The 18,129-nt window shown below is 68.3% G+C and carries 18 protein-coding genes; 9 read left to right on the forward strand and 9 right to left on the reverse strand.

Annotated elements, in window-relative coordinates; all coding sequences use genetic code 11:
• The first annotated feature begins 45 nt into the window (after positions 1-45).
• Both ACFV4K_RS07165 and ACFV4K_RS07170 read left to right on the forward strand, forming a co-directional pair.
• Positions 46-3,999, forward strand: coding sequence for a DNA-directed RNA polymerase subunit beta' (locus ACFV4K_RS07165; protein WP_379272773.1), 3,954 nt, complete (start codon positions 46-48; stop codon positions 3,997-3,999).
• 139 nt (positions 4,000-4,138) lie between these two features.
• Positions 4,139-4,612, forward strand: a complete 474-nt coding sequence (locus ACFV4K_RS07170) for a hypothetical protein (RefSeq protein ID WP_379272775.1) — start codon at positions 4,139-4,141, stop codon at positions 4,610-4,612.
• An 18-nt stretch (positions 4,613-4,630) separates the two neighbouring features.
• Here ACFV4K_RS07170 and ACFV4K_RS07175 read toward each other — a convergent pair whose 3' ends face one another.
• Entirely contained in the window at positions 4,631-5,323 is a 693-nt protein-coding gene (locus tag ACFV4K_RS07175) for a hypothetical protein (RefSeq protein WP_379272777.1), read from the reverse strand.
• Positions 5,324-5,401: 78 nt separating this feature from the next.
• Positions 5,402-6,355: a DMT family transporter gene (locus tag ACFV4K_RS07180; RefSeq protein ID WP_379272778.1), complete on the reverse strand. Its 954-nt coding sequence runs from the start codon at positions 6,353-6,355 to the stop codon at positions 5,402-5,404.
• A 39-nt stretch (positions 6,356-6,394) separates the two neighbouring features.
• On the opposite strand from ACFV4K_RS07180, the gene ACFV4K_RS07185 reads away from it, so the two are divergent.
• The 3 genes from ACFV4K_RS07185 (at position 6,395) to ACFV4K_RS07195 (ending at position 9,189) form a co-directional block, all read left to right on the forward strand.
• A complete protein-coding gene (locus ACFV4K_RS07185) occupies positions 6,395-6,931 on the forward strand; it encodes a CGNR zinc finger domain-containing protein (RefSeq protein WP_379272780.1) in 537 nt (178 codons plus the stop codon).
• 128 nt (positions 6,932-7,059) lie between these two features.
• Positions 7,060-8,565, forward strand: a complete 1,506-nt coding sequence (mqo, locus tag ACFV4K_RS07190) for a malate dehydrogenase (quinone) (protein ID WP_379272782.1) — start codon at positions 7,060-7,062, stop codon at positions 8,563-8,565.
• 147 nt (positions 8,566-8,712) lie between these two features.
• Positions 8,713-9,189: a PaaI family thioesterase gene (locus ACFV4K_RS07195; RefSeq protein WP_379272783.1), complete on the forward strand. Its 477-nt coding sequence runs from the start codon at positions 8,713-8,715 to the stop codon at positions 9,187-9,189.
• 2 nt (positions 9,190-9,191) lie between these two features.
• Here the strand turns inward: ACFV4K_RS07195 and ACFV4K_RS07200 are convergent, their stop codons facing one another.
• Positions 9,192-10,217 carry an aldo/keto reductase gene (locus ACFV4K_RS07200; RefSeq protein WP_379272785.1) on the reverse strand — a complete coding sequence of 342 codons (1,026 nt, stop codon included), beginning with the start codon at positions 10,215-10,217 and terminating at the stop codon, positions 9,192-9,194.
• A gap of 169 nt (positions 10,218-10,386) precedes the next feature.
• Here ACFV4K_RS07200 and ACFV4K_RS07205 point away from each other — a divergent pair, with 169 nt between their 5' ends.
• Positions 10,387-11,226, forward strand: coding sequence for a helix-turn-helix transcriptional regulator (locus tag ACFV4K_RS07205; RefSeq protein ID WP_379272787.1), 840 nt, complete (start codon positions 10,387-10,389; stop codon positions 11,224-11,226).
• A 3-nt stretch (positions 11,227-11,229) separates the two neighbouring features.
• On the opposite strand, the gene ACFV4K_RS07210 is transcribed toward ACFV4K_RS07205, so the two are convergent.
• Genes ACFV4K_RS07210 through ACFV4K_RS07220 form a run of 3 tightly spaced genes read right to left on the reverse strand, consistent with a single transcriptional unit; the run spans position 11,230 to position 13,012 of the window.
• A complete protein-coding gene (locus tag ACFV4K_RS07210; protein WP_379272788.1) occupies positions 11,230-12,216 on the reverse strand; it encodes a pirin family protein in 987 nt (328 codons plus the stop codon).
• Positions 12,217-12,232: 16 nt separating this feature from the next.
• On the reverse strand, positions 12,233-12,553 hold the full coding sequence (locus ACFV4K_RS07215) for a GNAT family N-acetyltransferase (RefSeq protein WP_357091126.1): 321 nt from the start codon (positions 12,551-12,553) through the stop codon (positions 12,233-12,235).
• Positions 12,554-12,556: 3 nt separating this feature from the next.
• The gene (locus ACFV4K_RS07220; RefSeq protein ID WP_379272790.1) at positions 12,557-13,012 is read right to left on the reverse strand and encodes a carboxymuconolactone decarboxylase family protein; all 456 of its coding nucleotides are present in this window, start codon (positions 13,010-13,012) and stop codon (positions 12,557-12,559) included.
• Positions 13,013-13,177: 165 nt separating this feature from the next.
• Here ACFV4K_RS07220 and ribA point away from each other — a divergent pair, with 165 nt between their 5' ends.
• Positions 13,178-13,798 carry a GTP cyclohydrolase II gene (ribA, locus tag ACFV4K_RS07225; RefSeq protein ID WP_379272791.1) on the forward strand — a complete coding sequence of 207 codons (621 nt, stop codon included), beginning with the start codon at positions 13,178-13,180 and terminating at the stop codon, positions 13,796-13,798.
• Between the two features lie 64 nt (positions 13,799-13,862).
• On the opposite strand, the gene ACFV4K_RS07230 is transcribed toward ribA, so the two are convergent.
• Both ACFV4K_RS07230 and ACFV4K_RS07235 read right to left on the reverse strand, forming a co-directional pair.
• Positions 13,863-14,873 carry an aldo/keto reductase gene (locus ACFV4K_RS07230; protein ID WP_379272793.1) on the reverse strand — a complete coding sequence of 337 codons (1,011 nt, stop codon included), beginning with the start codon at positions 14,871-14,873 and terminating at the stop codon, positions 13,863-13,865.
• A 3-nt stretch (positions 14,874-14,876) separates the two neighbouring features.
• The gene (locus tag ACFV4K_RS07235; protein WP_379272795.1) at positions 14,877-15,329 is read right to left on the reverse strand and encodes a MerR family transcriptional regulator; all 453 of its coding nucleotides are present in this window, start codon (positions 15,327-15,329) and stop codon (positions 14,877-14,879) included.
• 129 nt (positions 15,330-15,458) lie between these two features.
• Here ACFV4K_RS07235 and ACFV4K_RS07240 point away from each other — a divergent pair, with 129 nt between their 5' ends.
• Entirely contained in the window at positions 15,459-15,662 is a 204-nt protein-coding gene (locus tag ACFV4K_RS07240; protein ID WP_213559226.1) for a hypothetical protein, read from the forward strand.
• 25 nt (positions 15,663-15,687) lie between these two features.
• On the opposite strand, the gene ACFV4K_RS07245 is transcribed toward ACFV4K_RS07240, so the two are convergent.
• Positions 15,688-16,179: a SixA phosphatase family protein gene (locus ACFV4K_RS07245; protein WP_379272797.1), complete on the reverse strand. Its 492-nt coding sequence runs from the start codon at positions 16,177-16,179 to the stop codon at positions 15,688-15,690.
• Between the two features lie 228 nt (positions 16,180-16,407).
• On the opposite strand from ACFV4K_RS07245, the gene ACFV4K_RS07250 reads away from it, so the two are divergent.
• Entirely contained in the window at positions 16,408-18,075 is a 1,668-nt protein-coding gene (locus tag ACFV4K_RS07250) for an FAD-dependent oxidoreductase (protein WP_379272798.1), read from the forward strand.
• The last annotated feature ends 54 nt before the right edge of the window (positions 18,076-18,129 follow it).

The following is an 18,129-nucleotide window of genomic DNA, read 5'->3' on the forward strand; positions in this document are numbered from 1 at the left end:
CGAACTTTTGCTCATACTCAACCCGAACAGGGGAAAGGAAGTTACGTGCTAGACGTCAACTTCTTCGATGAACTCCGGATCGGCCTGGCGACCGCCGAAGACATTCGTAACTGGTCTTTCGGCGAGGTCAAGAAGCCGGAGACCATCAACTACCGCACGCTGAAGCCGGAGAAGGACGGCCTCTTCTGCGAGAAGATCTTCGGTCCCACCCGGGACTGGGAGTGCTACTGCGGTAAGTACAAGCGCGTCCGCTTCAAGGGCATCATCTGCGAGCGCTGTGGTGTCGAGGTGACTCGCGCCAAGGTGCGTCGTGAGCGCATGGGCCACATCGAGCTGGCCGCTCCGGTCACCCACATCTGGTACTTCAAGGGTGTCCCGTCGCGTCTGGGCTACCTGCTCGACCTCGCGCCGAAGGATCTGGAAAAGATCATCTACTTCGCCGCGTACGTCATCACCTCGGTGGACGACGAGCTGCGTCACAACGAGCTCTCCACGCTCGAGGCGGAGATGGAGGTCGAGAAGAAGACCGTCGCCGACCAGCGTGACGCCGACCTCGAGGCCCGCGCCCAGAAGCTGGAAGCCGACCTGGCCGAGCTGGAGGCCGAGGGCGCCAAGTCCGACGTCCGCCGCAAGGTCAAGGACGGCGGCGAGCGCGAGATGCGTCAGCTGCGCGACCGCGCCCAGCGTGAGCTGGACCGGCTCGACGAGATCTGGACCACCTTCACCAAGCTGGCCAAGAAGCAGCTGATCATCGACGAGGTGATCTACCGCGAGCTGCAGGACCGCTACGGCGAGTACTTCACCGGCGCCATGGGCGCCGAGGCGATCCAGAAGCTCATGGAGACCTTCGACATCGCCGCGGAGGCCGAGAACCTGCGCGAGACCATCCGGACGGGCAAGGGCCAGAAGAAGCTTCGCGCCCTGAAGCGTCTGAAGGTCGTGGCCGCGTTCCAGACCAACGGCAACTCGCCGATGGGCATGGTCCTCGACGCCGTTCCGGTGATCCCGCCGGAGCTGCGCCCGATGGTGCAGCTCGACGGTGGCCGCTTCGCGACCTCCGACCTGAACGACCTGTACCGCCGCGTCATCAACCGCAACAACCGTTTGAAGCGACTGATCGATCTGGGCGCGCCCGAGATCATCGTGAACAACGAGAAGCGCATGCTTCAGGAGTCGGTGGACGCGCTGTTCGACAACGGCCGTCGCGGCCGTCCGGTCACCGGTCCGGGTAACCGCCCGCTGAAGTCCCTGAGCGATCTGCTCAAGGGCAAGCAGGGTCGTTTCCGTCAGAACCTGCTCGGTAAGCGTGTCGACTACTCCGGCCGTTCGGTCATCGTGGTCGGTCCGCAGCTGAAGCTGCACCAGTGTGGTCTGCCCAAGCTGATGGCGCTCGAGCTGTTCAAGCCGTTCGTCATGAAGCGTCTGGTCGACCTGAACCACGCGCAGAACATCAAGTCCGCCAAGCGGATGGTCGAGCGTCAGCGTCCCCAGGTGTGGGATGTCCTCGAAGAGGTCATCTCCGAGCACCCGGTGCTGCTGAACCGTGCGCCCACTCTGCACCGCCTGGGTATCCAGGCCTTCGAGCCGCTGCTGGTCGAAGGTAAGGCCATCCAGCTGCACCCGCTCGTGTGTGAGGCGTTCAACGCCGACTTCGACGGTGACCAGATGGCCGTGCACCTCCCGCTGTCCGCGGAGGCGCAGGCCGAGGCCCGCATCCTGATGCTGTCCTCGAACAACATCCTGTCGCCGGCCTCGGGTCGTCCGCTCGCCATGCCGCGTCTGGACATGGTGACCGGCCTGTACTACCTGACCCGTCTGGAAGAGGGCGCGGTCGGCGAGTACAAGGCCGCCACCAAGGACGAGGCCGAGTTCGGCGTCTACTCCTCGCCCGCCGAGGCGCAGATGGCCGTGGACCGCGGCGACCTGACCGTGCGTTCGCTGATCAAGGTCCGCCTGACCGATCAGCGTCCGCCGAAGGACGTCGAGGCCGAGCTGTTCCCGGACGGCTGGCAGCGTGGCGACGCGTGGACCTGCAAGACCACCCTGGGTCGCGTGCTCTTCAACGATCTGCTCCCGGCGGACTACGCGTTCATCGACGAGCCGATGCCGAAGAAGCGTCAGGCGGCGATCATCAACGATCTCGCCGAGCGCTACCCGATGATCGTGGTCGCGCAGACCGTCGACAAGCTCAAGGACGCCGGCTTCTACTGGGCCACGCGTTCGGGTGTCACCGTCTCCATGTCGGACGTGCTCGTTCCGCCGGAGAAGGCGGAGATCATGGCGCGCTACGACGCGCAGGCCGACCAGATCGAGAAGAAGTACCAGCGTGGTGCTCTCGACCACCAGGAGCGCAACAACGCCCTGGTCAAGATCTGGCAGGAAGCGACCGAAGAGGTCGGTAAGGCGCTGCGTGCGCACTACCCGGCCGACAACCCGATCATCACGATCGTCGACTCGGGCGCCACGGGTAACTTCACCCAGACTCGTACCCTCGCCGGTATGAAGGGTCTGGTGACGAACCCGAAGGGTGAGTTCATCCCGCAGCCGATCAAGTCCTCCTTCCGCGAGGGCCTGACGGTTCTGGAGTACTTCATCAACACCCACGGTGCGCGAAAGGGTCTGGCCGACACCGCGCTTCGTACCGCCGACTCGGGTTACCTGACCCGTCGTCTGGTGGACGTGTCGCAGGACGTCATCGTGCGCGAGACCGACTGTGGCACCGAGCGCGGCATCGTGGTGCCGATCGCGGAGAAGCAGGCCGACGGCTCCGTCATCCGTGACGCGCACGTCGAGACCAGCACCTACGCTCGCACCCTGGCGACCGACGCGATCGACGCCAACGGCAATGTCGTCGTCGAGAAGGGCCACGACCTGGGCGACCCCGCCCTGGAGGCGCTGCTCGAGGCCGGCATCACCGAGGTGAAGGTCCGCTCCGTGCTGACCTGCACCACCGGCACCGGCGTCTGCGCCACCTGCTACGGCCGCTCGATGGCGACCGGCAAGCTGGTGGACATCGGTGAGGCCGTCGGTATCGTCGCCGCGCAGTCCATCGGTGAGCCCGGTACCCAGCTGACCATGCGTACCTTCCACCAGGGTGGTGTCGCGGGTGACGACATCACGGGTGGTCTGCCCCGCGTGCAGGAGCTCTTCGAGGCTCGTGTGCCCAAGGGCAAGGCCCCCATCGCCGAGGTGTCGGGTCGCGTGCGGCTCGAGGACGACGACCGCTTCTACAAGATCACGATCATCCCGGACGACGGGTCGGACGAGGTCCTGTACGACAAGCTGTCGAAGCGTCAGCGTCTGCGGGTGTTCAAGCATGAGGACGGCTCCGAGCGTCTCCTGGCCGACGGTGACCACGTCGAGGTCGGTCAGCAGCTGCTCGAGGGCTCGGCCGATCCGCACGAGGTGCTGCGCGTGATGGGTCCGCGTCAGGTGCAGGTCCACCTGGTCCACGAGGTCCAGGAGGTGTACCGCTCGCAGGGTGTGTCCATCCACGACAAGCACATCGAGGTGATCGTTCGCCAGATGCTGCGCCGCGTCACCATCATCGATTCGGGTGCGACCGAGTTCCTCCCGGGTTCGCTGGTGGAGCGCGCCGAGTTCGAGTCCGCCAACCGCCGCGTGGTCGCGGAGGGTGGCGAGCCCGCCTCGGGTCGTCCGGTGCTCATGGGTATCACCAAGGCGTCGCTCGCGACCGATTCGTGGCTGTCGGCGGCCTCCTTCCAGGAGACCACCCGCGTGCTCACGGACGCCGCGATCAACTGCCGCTCCGACAAGCTGATCGGCCTGAAGGAGAACGTGATCATCGGTAAGCTGATCCCGGCCGGTACCGGTATCAACCGCTACCGCAACATCCAGGTGCAGCCGACCGAAGAGGCCCGCCAGGCGGCGTACGCTGTCCCGTCCTACGACGACAGCTACTACAGCCCGGACGGCTTCGGCACCTCCACCGGTGCCGCGGTTCCGCTGGACGACTACGGCTTCAGCGATTACCGCTAAGCGTGTAGCCAGGCAATAGAATTCCGCCCCCGCTCCGAAATGGAGCGGGGGCCGAACTCTTTTCCCGCTCGAGCGTGGTGCGCGGGTCTATGCTGTTTGCGACGAAGTAACCGGCCCCCGTTTCAGGGGAGGAGCTGACGTGTTCGCTCGAAGTGCTCTCGTTTCGGCCGTCTGCTGCGGAGCGGCCCTGTCCCTGCCGCTCGCGTTGTCGCTGCCGTTCGCCGCCGCCGATCCCGGTGGCGCACTGGGAGGCTGCCGCCACGGCGGCGTCCTGACCGGCGCGCTGATTCCGGGGACCGGCAGCGTGGGCCAGAGCGTCCACCGCGAGGCGGACGTCTGGGCCTGCTCGAGCCCGCTGCTGCCCGGCATCGAATCCGGCCATTTCACCGCCGAATTGCCGTTCAACGCCCTCGATTCGCCGTCGCTGGGCAGATTCGACTGGACCGACGGCAGTGTCAGTCAGGTGATCGGCCAGCCGAACGGCCTGTGGACGATTGTGGACGGCCCCGGCAATGGCCACACCTTCCGTTTCGATCTCGCGCAGGAGATGAACGTGTGGTGGTACCACTGGAACAACAGCATGCCGGTGGAGTCGGTCAGCTTCCTGGCGTGAATCCCGGTGGGGGAGGCGTCAGTTGGCGGGCGGGGGAGTCGGGATGGCGGCGAAGGCGGGCCGGAAGATGTTCGACGCGCCGGGGGCCAGGGTGTCGACGTAGGCGAGCGCGGCCTCCGAGGCCTCGTGGCCGCCGGACATCTGCAGGCCGATGGCCCCGCCGACCACGCCGCCGATCACCGCGAGCAGCGGGGCGGTGATGAAGTCCAGGACGAACAGGCCGAGCGGGAAGCCCGCGATGAAGCCGATGGTGGCGCCGATGGCCGCGCCGGTGGCGACCGCGGGCATATTGGCCTGGACTACGTCGAAGAAGTGCTGCTGGGCGTCGACATCCCGCAGTTCGGTGTCGGACGCGGCGACCGGGGTGAGGGTGAGGCGGCGGTTGCTCTGGTCGATGACCGGGGTGAATTCCGCTGTCTTGCCGTCGATGTCGTATTTCAGGGGCACGGTGGAGACCAGGGCGCCCTTGTCGTCGGTGACGATGACGGCCTCGCCGTCCCAGGTGGCGAGGAACTGCCCGGCCCGCAGGGTGCTGACCGCGGAGCGGTGGTCCGAGGAGAGCGCCACGTCGTAGCCGATGCTGTGATCGGTGCCCTTGATCTGCAGGGCGGGCTGCGCGGGGGCCTGCTCGGGCGCGGCGGTGGCCGTGCCGGCGACGGTGGTCGCGGTCAAGCAAAGCAAGGCGGGCGCAACGTATTTGGTGATACCCATGGTGGCTGTTCCTCGAGTTTGCGATAGGTTTCCCGACCTTTGCGACAAACTACCGTTATCAACTCGAGATGTGAAGCATTATGGCGCATTCGTGTCGTCGGCGGGTTCCCCGAGTCGCACGACCACGACGCCGATGAGAATCAAAGCGCCACCGAACAATTGGATCGGCGCAGGGGTCTGGCCCAGCAGCGCCCACGAGAACAGGATGGCGGCCAGCACCTCGGCGAGCGCCGCGAAGGATGCCAGGCGTGACCCGAGCAGCCGGGTGGCGGCGATACCGGTGACATAGGAGACGGCGGCCGTGATCACGCCGAGCGCGAGCAGCGGCACCCACCAGTCCACGGTGAACCCCTGGAAGGCAACGGGAGTGGTGGTGGCGTGCAGCGGGACGACACCGAGCAGGCCCGCGGCCAGGATGCCCAGTCCGCCGACCAGTAGTCCGCTGGCGGCCAGTACGGTGCCGGGCACCGCGTCCCCGGCGTGCGCGCTCAGGATGAAATAGGCGGCCGCGCCGACCATCGCGCCCAGGGCCCAGGCGATGCCGACCCAGCTGGTGCTGGCGCCCGATCGCAGGTTGAGCACCATGACCAGTCCGGTCACCCCGATGATCGCGCCGAGAACGGTTGCGCGACCGGGCTTCTGGCTGTGCCGCAGCCACAACCACACCACCACGGCGATCGGCGCGGTGTATTCGATGAGCAGCGCGACGCCGACATCCATGTGGGCGACGGCATTGAAGTACGACAACTGCGCGGTGGCGACGGCCAGCAGCCCGTATCCCGCGAGCAGGGAGATATTGCGCCGCAGCATGTCCCAGTCGCCGCGCAATCGCACGACGGCGGCGGGCAGCAGCACGGCCGCGCCGAGAAGGACGCGGACGATGACGACGGCGGCGGGGCTCCAGCCCGCGTCGATGAGTCCGCGGGCCAGTGGGCCGGAGAGCCCGAACGCGGCGGCCGACAGGGCGGCACAGATCAGCCCGGAGCGGATCCGGTGTGACACCACCGTCCTGTCATGAGTCAAAGTCGCCATGACAAATGACGCTAAAGGCCGTGTGTGTAATATGTCAACGTGCTTTTCGCTGATGACACGGTGGCCTCCCTGGCCGCGGCGGTCGAGCTGGTGAACTCGGCCGAGGAGCCGGACACCCTGACCGAGATCGCCCAGCTGGACGCCTTCTTCGAGAAGCACCGCTACACCGGGGCGCATGCCGGGACCGCCGCCGAACTCGCGGCGGTCCGCGCCCAGCGCGCGCCGCTGCGCCGGCTGCTCACCGCCGACCGCGACATCGCCGTCGCTGTGGTGAACGCCATCCTCGCCGAGCATCGCGCGGTCCCCGAACTGGTCCGCCACGACGGCCTCGACTACCACATCCACGCGGTCCCGCCCCAGGCTCCGCTGCAGGTCCGGATCGCCGTGGAGACGGCCATGGCGATGATCGACCTGATCCGCGCCGACGAGCTCTCCCGCCTGTCGATCTGTGCCGACGACTCCTGTGCGGGCATCGTGCTGGACCTGTCCCGCAACCGTTCCCGTCGCTACTGTTCGACGGCCTGCACCAATCGCAACGCGGTCGCCGCGTACCGGGCCCGCAAGTCCGCGAATTGAGTGTTCCCCGCCCTCCGCGTGCGCTGAGAGGGCTTCGGCATTAGTGTTCTCGAGGCCGCCCTGGCGGGCCGGTCGTTGGTGCCAGCACGCCCGCTGTACGAATTCAATCGGGGTTCCAGGTAATGACGATGAGAACACAACTGCCGCTACGTCCCTACGACGTCGTGCTGATCGGCGGCGGCATCATGAGCGCGACGCTCGCGGTGCTGATCAAGCATCTGGAACCCAGCTGGACCATCGGGGTCTACGAGCGATTGCCGGAGGTCGGTCTCGAAGCGTCGGCGGCCTGGAACAATTCGGGCACCGGGCACGCGGGACTGTGCGAACTCGATTACACCGGCGAGAATCCCGACGGCTCCATCGATATCGAGCCGGCGCTCGCGCTGAATGAACAGTTCCAGTTGACCCGGCAATTGTGGGCGTCGCTGGTGGGCTCGGGGATTCTGGGCAATCCGGAGACCTTCATCAATCCGGTCCCGCATATGACGCTGGCGCGCGGCAAGACCGAGGTGGATTTCCTGCGCCGCCGCCACGAAGCCATGTCCGCGCATCACCTTTTCGCGAATATGAAGTTCAGTGACGATCCGGCGGTGATCGGCGAATGGGCGCCGCTGCTCACCGCGGGCCGCGACGACGGCGAGCCGATCGCCGCCACCCGCGACATCACCGGCAGCGATGTCGATTTCGGTGAACTGACCCGGCAGCTGTTCCATTGGCTGCGCTGGCAGGACGTGGAGATCCACCGCAATTGCGAGGTGCGCGGACTGCGCCGCAACAATGACGGCACCTGGCAGCTGCGGGTGGACTGGCGCACCGACAACGACCGGCTCACCCGCAAGGCCGACGCCCGTTTCGTCTTCGCCGGCGCGGGCGGCTGGGCGCTGAAGATCCTGCAGAAGGCCGGGATTCCCGAGGCCGACGGCTACGGTCTGCTGCCGGTCAGCGGCCGGTTCCTGCGCTGCGACAATCCCGAGGTGGCGGCCGGGCACGACGCCAAGGTGTACGGGCGGGCGCTGTCGGGCGCGCCGTCGATCGCCATGCCGCACTTGGACACTCGCATCGTGAACGGGGAACGGGCCCTGCTGTTCGGGCCGTACGCGGGCGCGAATCCCCGCTTCCTGAAACGGGGTTCGCTGCTCGACGCCCCGGCCTCGCTGCGGGCGGGCAATGCCGGGTCCATCGCGGCCATGTTGAAGGCGAATACCGAGCTGCTGCGGTTGCTGGCCGGGCAGCTGGCCTCGACCCGGAAGAAGAAGCTGGCCGCGCTGCGCGAGTTCGTGCCCGAGGCGCGCGCCGACGACTGGTCGCTGATCACCGCCGGGCAGCGCGCCCAGCTGGTGAAGCCGGACGCCGAACGCGGCGGGGTGCTCGAGTTCGGCACCGAGGTGGTGGCCGCGCAGGACGGGTCGATCGCCGCGGTACTGGGGGCGAGCCCGGGCGCGTCGACGGCGCCGGTGGTGCTGCTCGAGGTGCTGCAGCGCTGCTTTCCGCGCTATGCCCGGATCTGGGAGCCGCGGCTGCGGGAGTTGATGCCGACGCTGGGGCACAGTCTGGCCGACGACGCGCGGCTGGCCCGGCAGACCATGGCCCGGACCGCGGAGGCGCTGGGTCTGGCGGGCCGGGTGGCGGGTTGATTCTTCCGGGCATTGTGGGCTGATCCGGCAGGAAACTGCCAGGCCCCGGTCCCGGACCGCCGTGGACAAAGCAGTGTCCCGCCCGGTATGTCTGTATCTACTCAAAGAGTGGAACACGTTTCAATTTCACTATCGGCGGGAGACGCGATGGACAGCGCGAATGCGACCATGGGCGATATGGTGATGGCGGGCTTCAAGAAGCTCGGCTTCATCCAGTTCACGGGCATCGAGAGCGTCGAGTACGGCCCGGGTCGCAGCGTGGTCGGCATGGCCGCGCGCCCCGAGCACTTCAACCACAATGGCGACATCCACGCCGCCCTGCTGTTCGGTCTGGCCGAGACCGCCGCCATGGGCGCGTCCATCTCCGGCATCGTGGACCTGATGGGCGACACCTTCATCGTGGCCCGCGACGGCCGCATCGAATACCTGGCCCGCGCCAAGGGCCAGGAGGGCCCGTTCACCGGCACCGCCGAACTGTCGCCCGAGACCATCGCCGAGACCCGCGCGAACATCGAGTCCCGCACCGAGATCGAGCTGGAGGTGCCGGTGATCATCGCCGATGTCACCGGCAAGCCCGTGGCCCGCGCCGCGTTCACCGCCGTCATCCGGCCGCGCCGCACGTAGTCTCAGCGTTCGCTGTCGAGCATGGCCATCTGCGCCGGGGCGTAGCGCCCGCCCGCCACCCGGTCGGCGGGCACGGCGGCCTCGATGGTGGCCAGCTCGGCGTCGGACAGCCGGATGTCCACCGCCGCAACGGCTTCGGCCCAGCGCTCCGGCTTCCGCGCGCCGATCAGCGGCACGATGTCGGTGCCGCGCGACAGCGCCCAGGCGATGGCCAGCTGGGCCACGCTCACCTCGCGCTCGGCCGCGATCTTGCCCAGCGCCTCCACCAACAGCAGATTGGCGTCCAGGTTCTCGCCCTGGAAGCGCGGGCTGTGGGCGCGGAAGTCGCTGGGCGCGAACTGCGCTCCGCCTCCCCGCGCATGCCCGGCCCGCACCGAATCGCTGAGCAGGCCGCGCGAGAGCACCCCGTACGCGGTGATGCCGATCCCGAGTTCCCGTGCGACGGGCAGGATCTCGGCCTCGATGCCGCGCGAGATCAGCGAGTACTCGATCTGCAGATCCGCGATCGGATGCACGGCCGCTGCCCGGCGCAGCGTCTCCGCGCCCACCTCGGACAGGCCGATGTGGCGGATGTACCCGGCCTGGACCAGCTCGGCCAGCCCGCCGATGGTCTCCTCGATCGGGACGTTCGGGTCCAGCCGCGCGGGCCGGTAGATGTCGATGTAGTCGGTGCCGAGCCGTTGCAGCGAGTAGGCCAGGAAGTTCTTGGTGGCCGCCGGCCGGGTGTCGACGCCGCCGAAGCTGTTGTCCGGGCCGCGCAGCGCCCCGTATTTCACGCTGAGCAGGACGTCCTCCCGCTTGCGGTCGGCCAGCGCCTGCCGGATGAGCAGTTCATTGTGGCCCATGCCGTAGAAGTCGCCGGTGTCGATGAGGTTCGCGCCGGAATCGAGGGCGGCGTGCACGGTGGCGATCGAGACGGCGTCGTCGGCCGGCCCGTACATGCCCGACATCCCCATGGCGCCCAGGGCGATGCGGGAGACGGCGGGCCCGGTCTTGCCGAGCCGGCCGGTGCTGAGGTTCGTGGTCATGGGAACAACACTGCGCCCGGTCCCGGGAGTGCGGGAGAGGAGCGCTGATCCAGGGATCGGCGATCCCTGGTTTGCCGGGCCGGGCTGTGAACGGTTGTGGATGGATCCGCGCCCAGGCTGGGACTGCCGATACCTGGTTACCGGACCGGGGTCGGGGGACAGTGGTGAGGTGGATCGAACCGAGCTGGCCGACTTCCTGCGCCGACGCCGTGAGCAGCTGCAACCGCAGACCGTCGGGCTGCCGCCGGGCGCCCGCCGCCGCACGCCCGGCCTGCGCCGCGACGAGGTCGCCCTGCTCGCGGGCATGTCGACCGACTACTACACCCGCCTCGAACAGGCGCGCGGGCCGCGACCGTCGGTGCAGGTGCTGGCCGCGCTGGCGCGGGCGCTGCGACTGACTGACAGCGAACGCGACCACCTCTTCCACCTGTCCGGGCATCAGGCCCCGGCCCGCGGCGGCGACAGCCACGTGGGCCCCGGCATCCTGCACGTGCTGTCCAAACTGGACGACACCCCGGCCGTGGTCATCTCCGACCTGGGCGAGGTGCTGGTGCAGAACCGCATGCACACCCTGTTGTCCGGGGACTACACGCGGCGGCGCGGTCTGGACCGCTGCATTCCGTGGCGCTGGTTCACCGAGCCGGGATCGCGCGCCATCTTCCCGCCGGAGGACTGGGAAGCCATGAGCCACAAGCACGTCGCCGACCTGCGCGCGGTCTCCGCCCGCCGCGCGGGCGACGCCGACGTCACCGAACTGGTGGCCCGGCTGCGCGCCGCCAGCCCGGAATTCGAGCGGCTGTGGCACGAACACGAGGTGGGCACCGGCACCGGGCACGTCAAACGCATGATCCACCCGGAAGTCGGTGTGCTGGAACTGATCTGCGAGCCGCTGCTCACCCCCAGCGCCACCCGGCACGTGCTGATCTACTACCCCGCGCCGGGCACCGACACCCAGGACAAGCTGGATCTGTTGCGGGTCATCGGAACCCAGTCGATGACCGGCAGCTGATTCCTACTCGTGCGGGACGCCGCAGCGCCGCTTGCGCGGCTCGAGATGCAGTCCCGGCAGCGGGGGAGCGGGGATCCGCTGTTCGGGCGTGTGGCCCGCGATATCGGCGAACCGGCCGACATCGTGCTTCTCCCAGTCATTGCGGGCCTGTTCGATCTCCTCATGACTGCGGGCCACGAAGTTCCACCACATGACCAGGTCCTCGCCGAACGGTTCACCGCCGAGCAGCAGCAGGTGCGCGCCCGCGGTGTCGTGCACGCGGATCGCGTCCCGGTCGCTGCCCAGGTAGAACAGGCTGCCCGGCTCGACCACGGTGCCGTCCAGGCTCAGCGCGCCCGCGATCACCAGCACCGCGTGCTCGAACGCCGGGTTCAGCGGCAGCGCGGTGTCGGCTCCGGCCGCGACGCGCAGGTCCGCGCCGACGATCGGGGTGTAGGCGGTGGCCGGGGAGGTGACCCCGTCCAGCGTGCCGATCAGGACCGTGCCCTCGATCGACGGCGCCCGGAAGGCGGGCAGTTCGCGATGCTGCTCGAAATGCGGTGCGATATCCCGGGATTCGCCCGGCAGCGCCACCCACAGCTGCAGTCCGTGCCCCGAGATGTGGCCCGGCACCCGGTATTCCGAGTGCGCGATGCCGTGGCCCGAGGTCATGATGTTGAGCTGGCCGGGCGCGATCTCCACATCCGAGCCCACACTGTCGCGGTGCCGGATCCGCCCGTCCAGCGGCCAGGTGACGGTCTGCAGTCCGATGTGCGGGTGCGGGTCGATGTCGTGGCCCTCGGGGTTGGCCTCCGACGCGCCGTCGAAGTGGTCCAGGAAGCACCACGCGCCGACCGTCGGCAGATCCCGCTGCGGCAGCGACCGGAACACGGTCACGCCGCGGACCCCGCCGAGCGGCACCTCCCGGGCCGGGAAGAACTCCGCCCGCGGCCCCGGACGGCCCGACGACTCGCACAGCGACTCCTCCGGCCGCGGCTCCAGATCACTCACACCCGCACCTCCCTGCTCACCGATCCCGCTTGATGCCCTTGCCGACCACGTATTCGTCGAACTCCGGATGCTTGTCCAGCCAGCCCTTGATGAACGGGCAGCGCGCCACGATGGTGCGGCCGCGGGCGATCACATCCTTGATCGCCTCCTGCGCGAGCAGATTCGCCAGGCCCTTGCCGCTGAATTCCTGATCCACCTCGGTGTGAATGAAGGTGGTGTCGTTGTCGTCGCGCTCGCGGTACTCGCTGAATCCGGCGAGCGAATTCCCGTACCACACCTCGTACCGGTGTTGCGCGTCGTTACGAACGACTGTAGCCGCCACGGCCTGTTCGCTCATTGTTCAGTTCTCCTTCCGCACCCGCACCGGATGTTTGCTCACAATCGACGCTCGATTGAACGCGCCGATAGTGGTGGCAGCCCAGATGAGAACGGACATCTGGTCATCCGACAAATGTTGCCGCGCAGCAGCATACTCACGCCGCATGCTTTCCTCATCCGGCAACGAAGTGACGGTCTCGGCCACCGAGAGCGCCGCCTGCTGCAGTTCCGTGAACAGATACGGACTGCGTTGCCAGCCGGAGAGCACATCCAATTGCTGTTGCGTGACGCCGGCCTCGCGGGCCGCGCGGGTGTGCAGGTCGAGGCAGAACGGGCAACCGGTGAGCTGGGACACCCGCACGTTCACCAATTCCATGACGGCCCGGTCCAGATCGGCTGCCGCGGCGGCGTTCCGCACAGCGAGCGCGACGCCGTTGAGCGCGTGGAAGATCTCGGGTGACTGCTTGTCGATCCACACTCGGTCATGAGTAACAGGTGACTGCATAGTGGCTGCATCGTAAGCCGAGAAGGTGAACCGTGCGTTCTGGTCTGAAAATTGAACATTCCGGACCGTCGCGAAATAACCGGCCCACATCCGTGGTTCACCAATCGACGACACGGTCCTCGGCCTCTGGAGCAATCAATGAGCAGCAGCCTCGCCGGCGTTCGCACCCGGGTGCGGATCCCGCTGGCCTTCGCCGACGGCTACTCGACCACCGCGCAGGCGGTCACCTTCGACGGCCTGGAGGACGGCCGCGAGCACGTCGCCCTCATCCTCGGCGACCCCGACCTCGCCGCCGCCACGCCGCTGGTGCGGCTGCACTCGGAATGCCTCACCGGCGACGTCTTCGGCTCGGCCCGCTGCGACTGCGGACCCCAGCTGCGCGAATCCGTGGAACGCATCACCGAGACCGGCGGCGTCCTGCTCTACCTGCGCCAAGAGGGCCGAGACATCGGCCTCTACAACAAGCTCGACGCCTACGCCCTGCAGGACGACGGCCTCGACACCTACCAGGCCAACACCGCCCTCGGCTTCGACGAGGACGCTCGCGACTACACCGCGGCCGCCCAGATGCTGACCGCGCTCGGCGTCGGCGAGCTGGATCTGCTCACCAACAACCCGGACAAGGTGCGGCAGCTCACCGCGCTCGGCGTCACCGTGCGCGACACCGTCCCGACCGGCGTCCACGCCAATCCCGGCAACCTGCGCTACCTCCGGGCAAAAGCCGAGCACACCGGGCACACCATCCGCCTGGTCGGCTGAACCCGACGCGTTTCGGGCCCCGCGCCGAGTCGGTGCGGGGCCAGAAACAGTATGGGCAGGGGGACTATTCGCGTCCGGCCGAGCTGAACTTCATGTCCGCGTAGCGATCTCCGGCCACCAGGTCCGCGATCGCGTCCAGGGTCTCCAGTTCCGCCGCGGTCAGTTCCACCGTCGCCGCGGCGACGTTCTCGGCGACCCGGGTGCGGCTGCGGGTACCCGGAATCGGCACCACCGGCAGGTCGTGCACCCGCGCCCGGGCGTGCACCCAGGCCAGCGCCACCTGCGCCGGGGTCAGCTCCCGCGCCGCCGCGATGACGTGCATCGGGGCCAGGATCTCGGCATTGCGCACCGCGTTGTCCCCGGAGAAGCGGGGATGGAGGCGACGGTAATCCCCTTCCGGCAGTTCGCCGGTCGGCGTGACGGCGCCCGAGAGGAAGCCGCGACCCAGTGGCGAGTAGGGCACGAAGGTGACACCGAGTTCGGCCGCGGCGGGAACCACCGCGCGCTCCACGTCCCGCGAGAACAACGACCACTCCGACTGGACGGCCGCGATCGGGTGCACGGCGTACGCGGCGCGCAGTTCCGGGCCGGTCACCTCCGACAATCCCAGCTGCCGAACCTTGCCCGCCGCCACGAGTTCCGCCATCACGCCGACGGTCTCCTCGATCGGGACGCCGTCCTGCTTGCGGTGCATGTAGTACAGGTCGATCACGTCGATGCCGAGCCGGCCCAGGCTGGCGTCCACGGCGGCGCGGATGTACTCCGGGGAGTTGTTGATACCCCGGAAGCCGGGGTCGTCCGCGCGGCGCTCCAGGCCGAATTTCGTTGCCAGCACCACGCTCTCGCGGTGTGCGCGCACGAACTCGCCGACGAACTCCTCATTGTGGCCGCTGCCGTACATGTCGGCGGTGTCGAACAGGGTCACGCCCAGTTCGAGGGCCCGCTCCAGCGTGGCCCGGGCCTCGGCGGCGTCGGTCGGGCCGTAGAACTCGCTGATCCCCATGGCCCCGTAGCCCTGCGCGCCGACCCGGGTGGTCCCGAGCGCGGTGGTGGGCAACGCCGTTGTGCTGGTCATCAATCAATCCCCTTGGTTTGCACTGCTCTTCGCCCGGGCCGGCGGTGGTGCGCAGACCGGGCCGGCCTGATAGAGCGCGATCTTGCGGTCGAGGACCACCAGCGTCGATCGGAGTTCCTCGATCTGCGCCAGCACCTCCTCGCGGGTCCGGCGGAACATGGCGAGGCGCTCCGGGAAGGTGTGGTCGCCCTCGCGCACCAGCTCGGCGTAGCGGACCATGTCGGCCACCGACATGCCGGTGCTGCGCAGCTTGCCGATGAACGCGAGCCACTGCAGGTCGCGGTCGCTGAAGCGGCGCTGACCGGAATGGTCGCGATCCACGTAGTCCATCAGGCCGATGCGCTCATACCAGCGCAGCGTGTCGCGGGTGAGCCCGCTGTGCTCGGAGGCTTCGCCGATCGAATACCGCGGTCGCTCGAAGTCCACGGTGTCGCTCGTCGCCGGTGCTGCGTTCATCGGTCTCGCCCTCCTGTGCCGAACCCCGGTATCGACGCTACTGGGTTGGAGTGCACTCCAAGCAAGGGCGGGGCGCGCGAAGATTCGAACGGTCGGCGAATCGGCCGATTCCAGGCCTACCCTGGGGGCATGCCTGGAAAAGACATGGATCGGATCAGAGCGCGATCGGCTCTGGAGACGGCCAAGGAACAGCCGGTGATCACGGCCATCGCCGTACTACCGGTGCTGGCGGTGCTCGGTGTCGTGTGGGCGCTCGCGGGTTTCGGCTGGGCGCTGCTGCTCCTGCTGATCATGGCGGGAGTCGTGGTGTGGAAGGGCAAGCTGTTCGGCTGAGCCCGAGCCCGCCCTGCCCGGGCGGCTAACGCGGCACGTGGAAGCGCACCAGCTCACCCGTGCCCGGGTCGGCGTCTGCCCACGGCCGGTCGAATTCGAGCACGGCCAGCGCCGAGGTGGGGAACTTCTCGCTCATCTCCCCGGCCGGGCCGGAGTTCCGATTGGCTGCCAATTCCCATGCGGTCCAGGGCATTCCGGGGGAATGGCCGACCAGCATCAGGGTCTCCACGGCCGGATCGGTGAGCTGCACCAGTTCGATCAGGGTGTGCGGGGACGCCTCGTACATCGACTTCTCGTAGGACACCGGCGCGGTGACCTCGGTGGCCGCCAGCGTCTCCCGGGTCCGGGTCGCGGTGGAGCACAGCACGGCGTCGATCTCCGGCTGGGTGGCGCGCAGCCACTCGCCCGCCAGTGCCGCCTCCCGCCGCCCGCGCGGGGCCAGCGGCCGGTCGTGGTCGGCCACGCCCTCGGGGTATCCGGACTTGCCGTGCCGCATCAGGATGAGAGTCCGCGCCATACGCACTACGGTAGGTGTCCTCGTGCGGAGCCCGGAGACCGGACTCACAGCGGTGTGTGCCGGTACCGCCGCGAGACACTGCTCACACTCGAGGCACACTGGTGGTTGGCGGCACACAGCAGTGCCGACACCCGTTGGAATGCCGCCTATATTAGAACGTGTTCTACCGACCCTGCTCGAACCCCGAGCGGAGTAGCACCACGCGACAGTTTCGAGGATCTGCGAGATATGGCCTATGTGATCACGCAGCGTTGTTGCAACGACGCCAGCTGCGTACCCGAGTGTCCGGTCGATTGCATTCGTCCCACGCCCGAGCAACGCGAGTTCGCGACGACGGAGCAGCTCTACATCGACCCGGATACCTGCATCGACTGCGGCGCCTGCGTCGACGCCTGCCCGGTCGACGCGATCTTCTCCGAGGACGATCTGCTCGCCTCGCTGGGGCGGTTCCGCGATATCAACGCCGCCTACTTCCAGCGCCACCCGCTGGAGTCCAACTTCGAGCCGCTGGTCGCCCCGACCCGCGCGCCCAAGGAGCTGGGCACGCTGCGCGTCGCCATCGTGGGCGCCGGCCCCGCGGCCTGCTACGCCGCCGAGGAGCTACTGCGTCGCGCCGATGTCGAGGTGGAGCTGTTCGACCGGCTGCCCACGCCGTACGGCCTGGTGCGCGCGGGCGTCGCGCCGGACCACCCGGGCACCAAGTCGGTGGCCAACCTGTTCGAGTCGGCCTTCCGGCGCGAGGCGCTGCAGTACCGGCTGAACGTGGAGGTCGGCAAGCACATCTCGCACGAGGAGCTGCTCGGCCACCACCACGCGGTGATCTACGCCGTCGGCGCGGCCACCGACCGCCGCCTCGGCGTGCCCGGTGAGGACCTGCCCGGCAGCCACTCCGCCACCGAGTTCGTGGCCTGGTACAACGGCCACCCGGACTTCGCCGACCGCGAGTTCGACCTGTCCGGCGAACGCGCCGTCATCGTCGGCAACGGCAATGTGGCGCTCGACGTGGCCCGCGTGCTCACCGTGAACCCGGACGAGCTGGCCAAGACCGACATCGCCGACCACGCCGTGGATGCGCTGCGCCGCAGCAACATCAAGGAGGTCGTGGTGCTGGGCCGCCGTGGCCCGCTGCAGGCCGCCTACACCTCGCCGGAGTTCCTGGCGCTGGCGTACCTGAAGGGCGTCGACATCATCGTCGACCCCGAGGATCTGGTCCTGGACCCGGCCTCGCAGGCCGAGCTGGACAGCCCCGAGGTCGAGCCGTCGCTGCAGCTCAAGTACACCCTCGCCCAGGAATACGCCGCCGGTACCCGCAACCCGGACAACAAGCGCATCGTGTTCCGCTACCTGGTCTCGCCCACCGCCGTCACCGGTGAGGGCAAGGCCGAGGGCGTGGAGTACGTGCACAACGAGCTGGTCGAGGAGAACGGCCGCACCGTGGCCCGCGCCTCCGACCGCACCGGCAGCCTGGAGGCGTCGCTGGTGCTGCGCTCCATCGGCTACAAGGGCGAGCCGGTCGCGGACGTGCCGTTCGACGAGTCCAACGGCGTCATCCCGAACGACAAGGGCCGAGTCCTGGCCGACGGCAACCCGGTTCAGGGCGTGTACGTCTCCGGCTGGATCAAGCGCGGCCCGCGCGGCGTCATCGGCTCCAACCGGGTCGACTCGACCGAGACCGTCGACCAGATCATCGAGGACTACACCAACGGCAAGCTGGCCGCCCCGCAGGGCGACCGCGCTGCCCTCGATGCGCTGCTCGCCGAGCGTCAGCCCGACCAGATCGGCCGCGAGGGCTGGAAGGCCATCGACGCCGCCGAGAAGGCCGCGGGCAAGGCCGCCGGCCGCCCCCGCGTGAAGTTCACCAGCGTCGAGGACCTGCTGAAGGCCGCCAAGGGGTAACTTCCTCGGAGCCCGACCACGCATGAACGACTGCGGCCCCACCCGGAAAGGTGC

Origin of the sequence: Nocardia sp. NPDC059764 (genome assembly GCF_042732555.1) — a bacterium.
Lineage (GTDB): Bacteria > Actinomycetota > Actinomycetes > Mycobacteriales > Mycobacteriaceae > Nocardia.

What these genes read in the sequence shown, in the direction of transcription:
- ACFV4K_RS07175 (WP_379272777.1), bottom strand. Translation starts at nt 5,323, where the DNA reads ATGGGTATCACCAAATACGTTGCGCCCGCCTTGCTTTGCTTGACCGCG.
- ACFV4K_RS07180 (WP_379272778.1), bottom strand. Translation starts at nt 6,355, where the DNA reads ATGGCGACTTTGACTCATGACAGGACGGTGGTGTCACACCGGATCCGC.
- mqo (WP_379272782.1), top strand. Translation starts at nt 7,060, where the DNA reads ATGAGAACACAACTGCCGCTACGTCCCTACGACGTCGTGCTGATCGGC.
- ACFV4K_RS07195 (WP_379272783.1), top strand. Translation starts at nt 8,713, where the DNA reads ATGGACAGCGCGAATGCGACCATGGGCGATATGGTGATGGCGGGCTTC.
- ACFV4K_RS07200 (WP_379272785.1), bottom strand. Translation starts at nt 10,217, where the DNA reads ATGACCACGAACCTCAGCACCGGCCGGCTCGGCAAGACCGGGCCCGCC.
- ACFV4K_RS07215 (WP_357091126.1), bottom strand. Translation starts at nt 12,553, where the DNA reads ATGAGCGAACAGGCCGTGGCGGCTACAGTCGTTCGTAACGACGCGCAA.
- ribA (WP_379272791.1), top strand. Translation starts at nt 13,178, where the DNA reads ATGAGCAGCAGCCTCGCCGGCGTTCGCACCCGGGTGCGGATCCCGCTG.
- ACFV4K_RS07230 (WP_379272793.1), bottom strand. Translation starts at nt 14,873, where the DNA reads ATGACCAGCACAACGGCGTTGCCCACCACCGCGCTCGGGACCACCCGG.
- ACFV4K_RS07235 (WP_379272795.1), bottom strand. Translation starts at nt 15,329, where the DNA reads ATGAACGCAGCACCGGCGACGAGCGACACCGTGGACTTCGAGCGACCG.
- ACFV4K_RS07240 (WP_213559226.1), top strand. Translation starts at nt 15,459, where the DNA reads ATGCCTGGAAAAGACATGGATCGGATCAGAGCGCGATCGGCTCTGGAG.
- ACFV4K_RS07245 (WP_379272797.1), bottom strand. Translation starts at nt 16,179, where the DNA reads ATGGCGCGGACTCTCATCCTGATGCGGCACGGCAAGTCCGGATACCCC.
- ACFV4K_RS07250 (WP_379272798.1), top strand. Translation starts at nt 16,408, where the DNA reads ATGGCCTATGTGATCACGCAGCGTTGTTGCAACGACGCCAGCTGCGTA.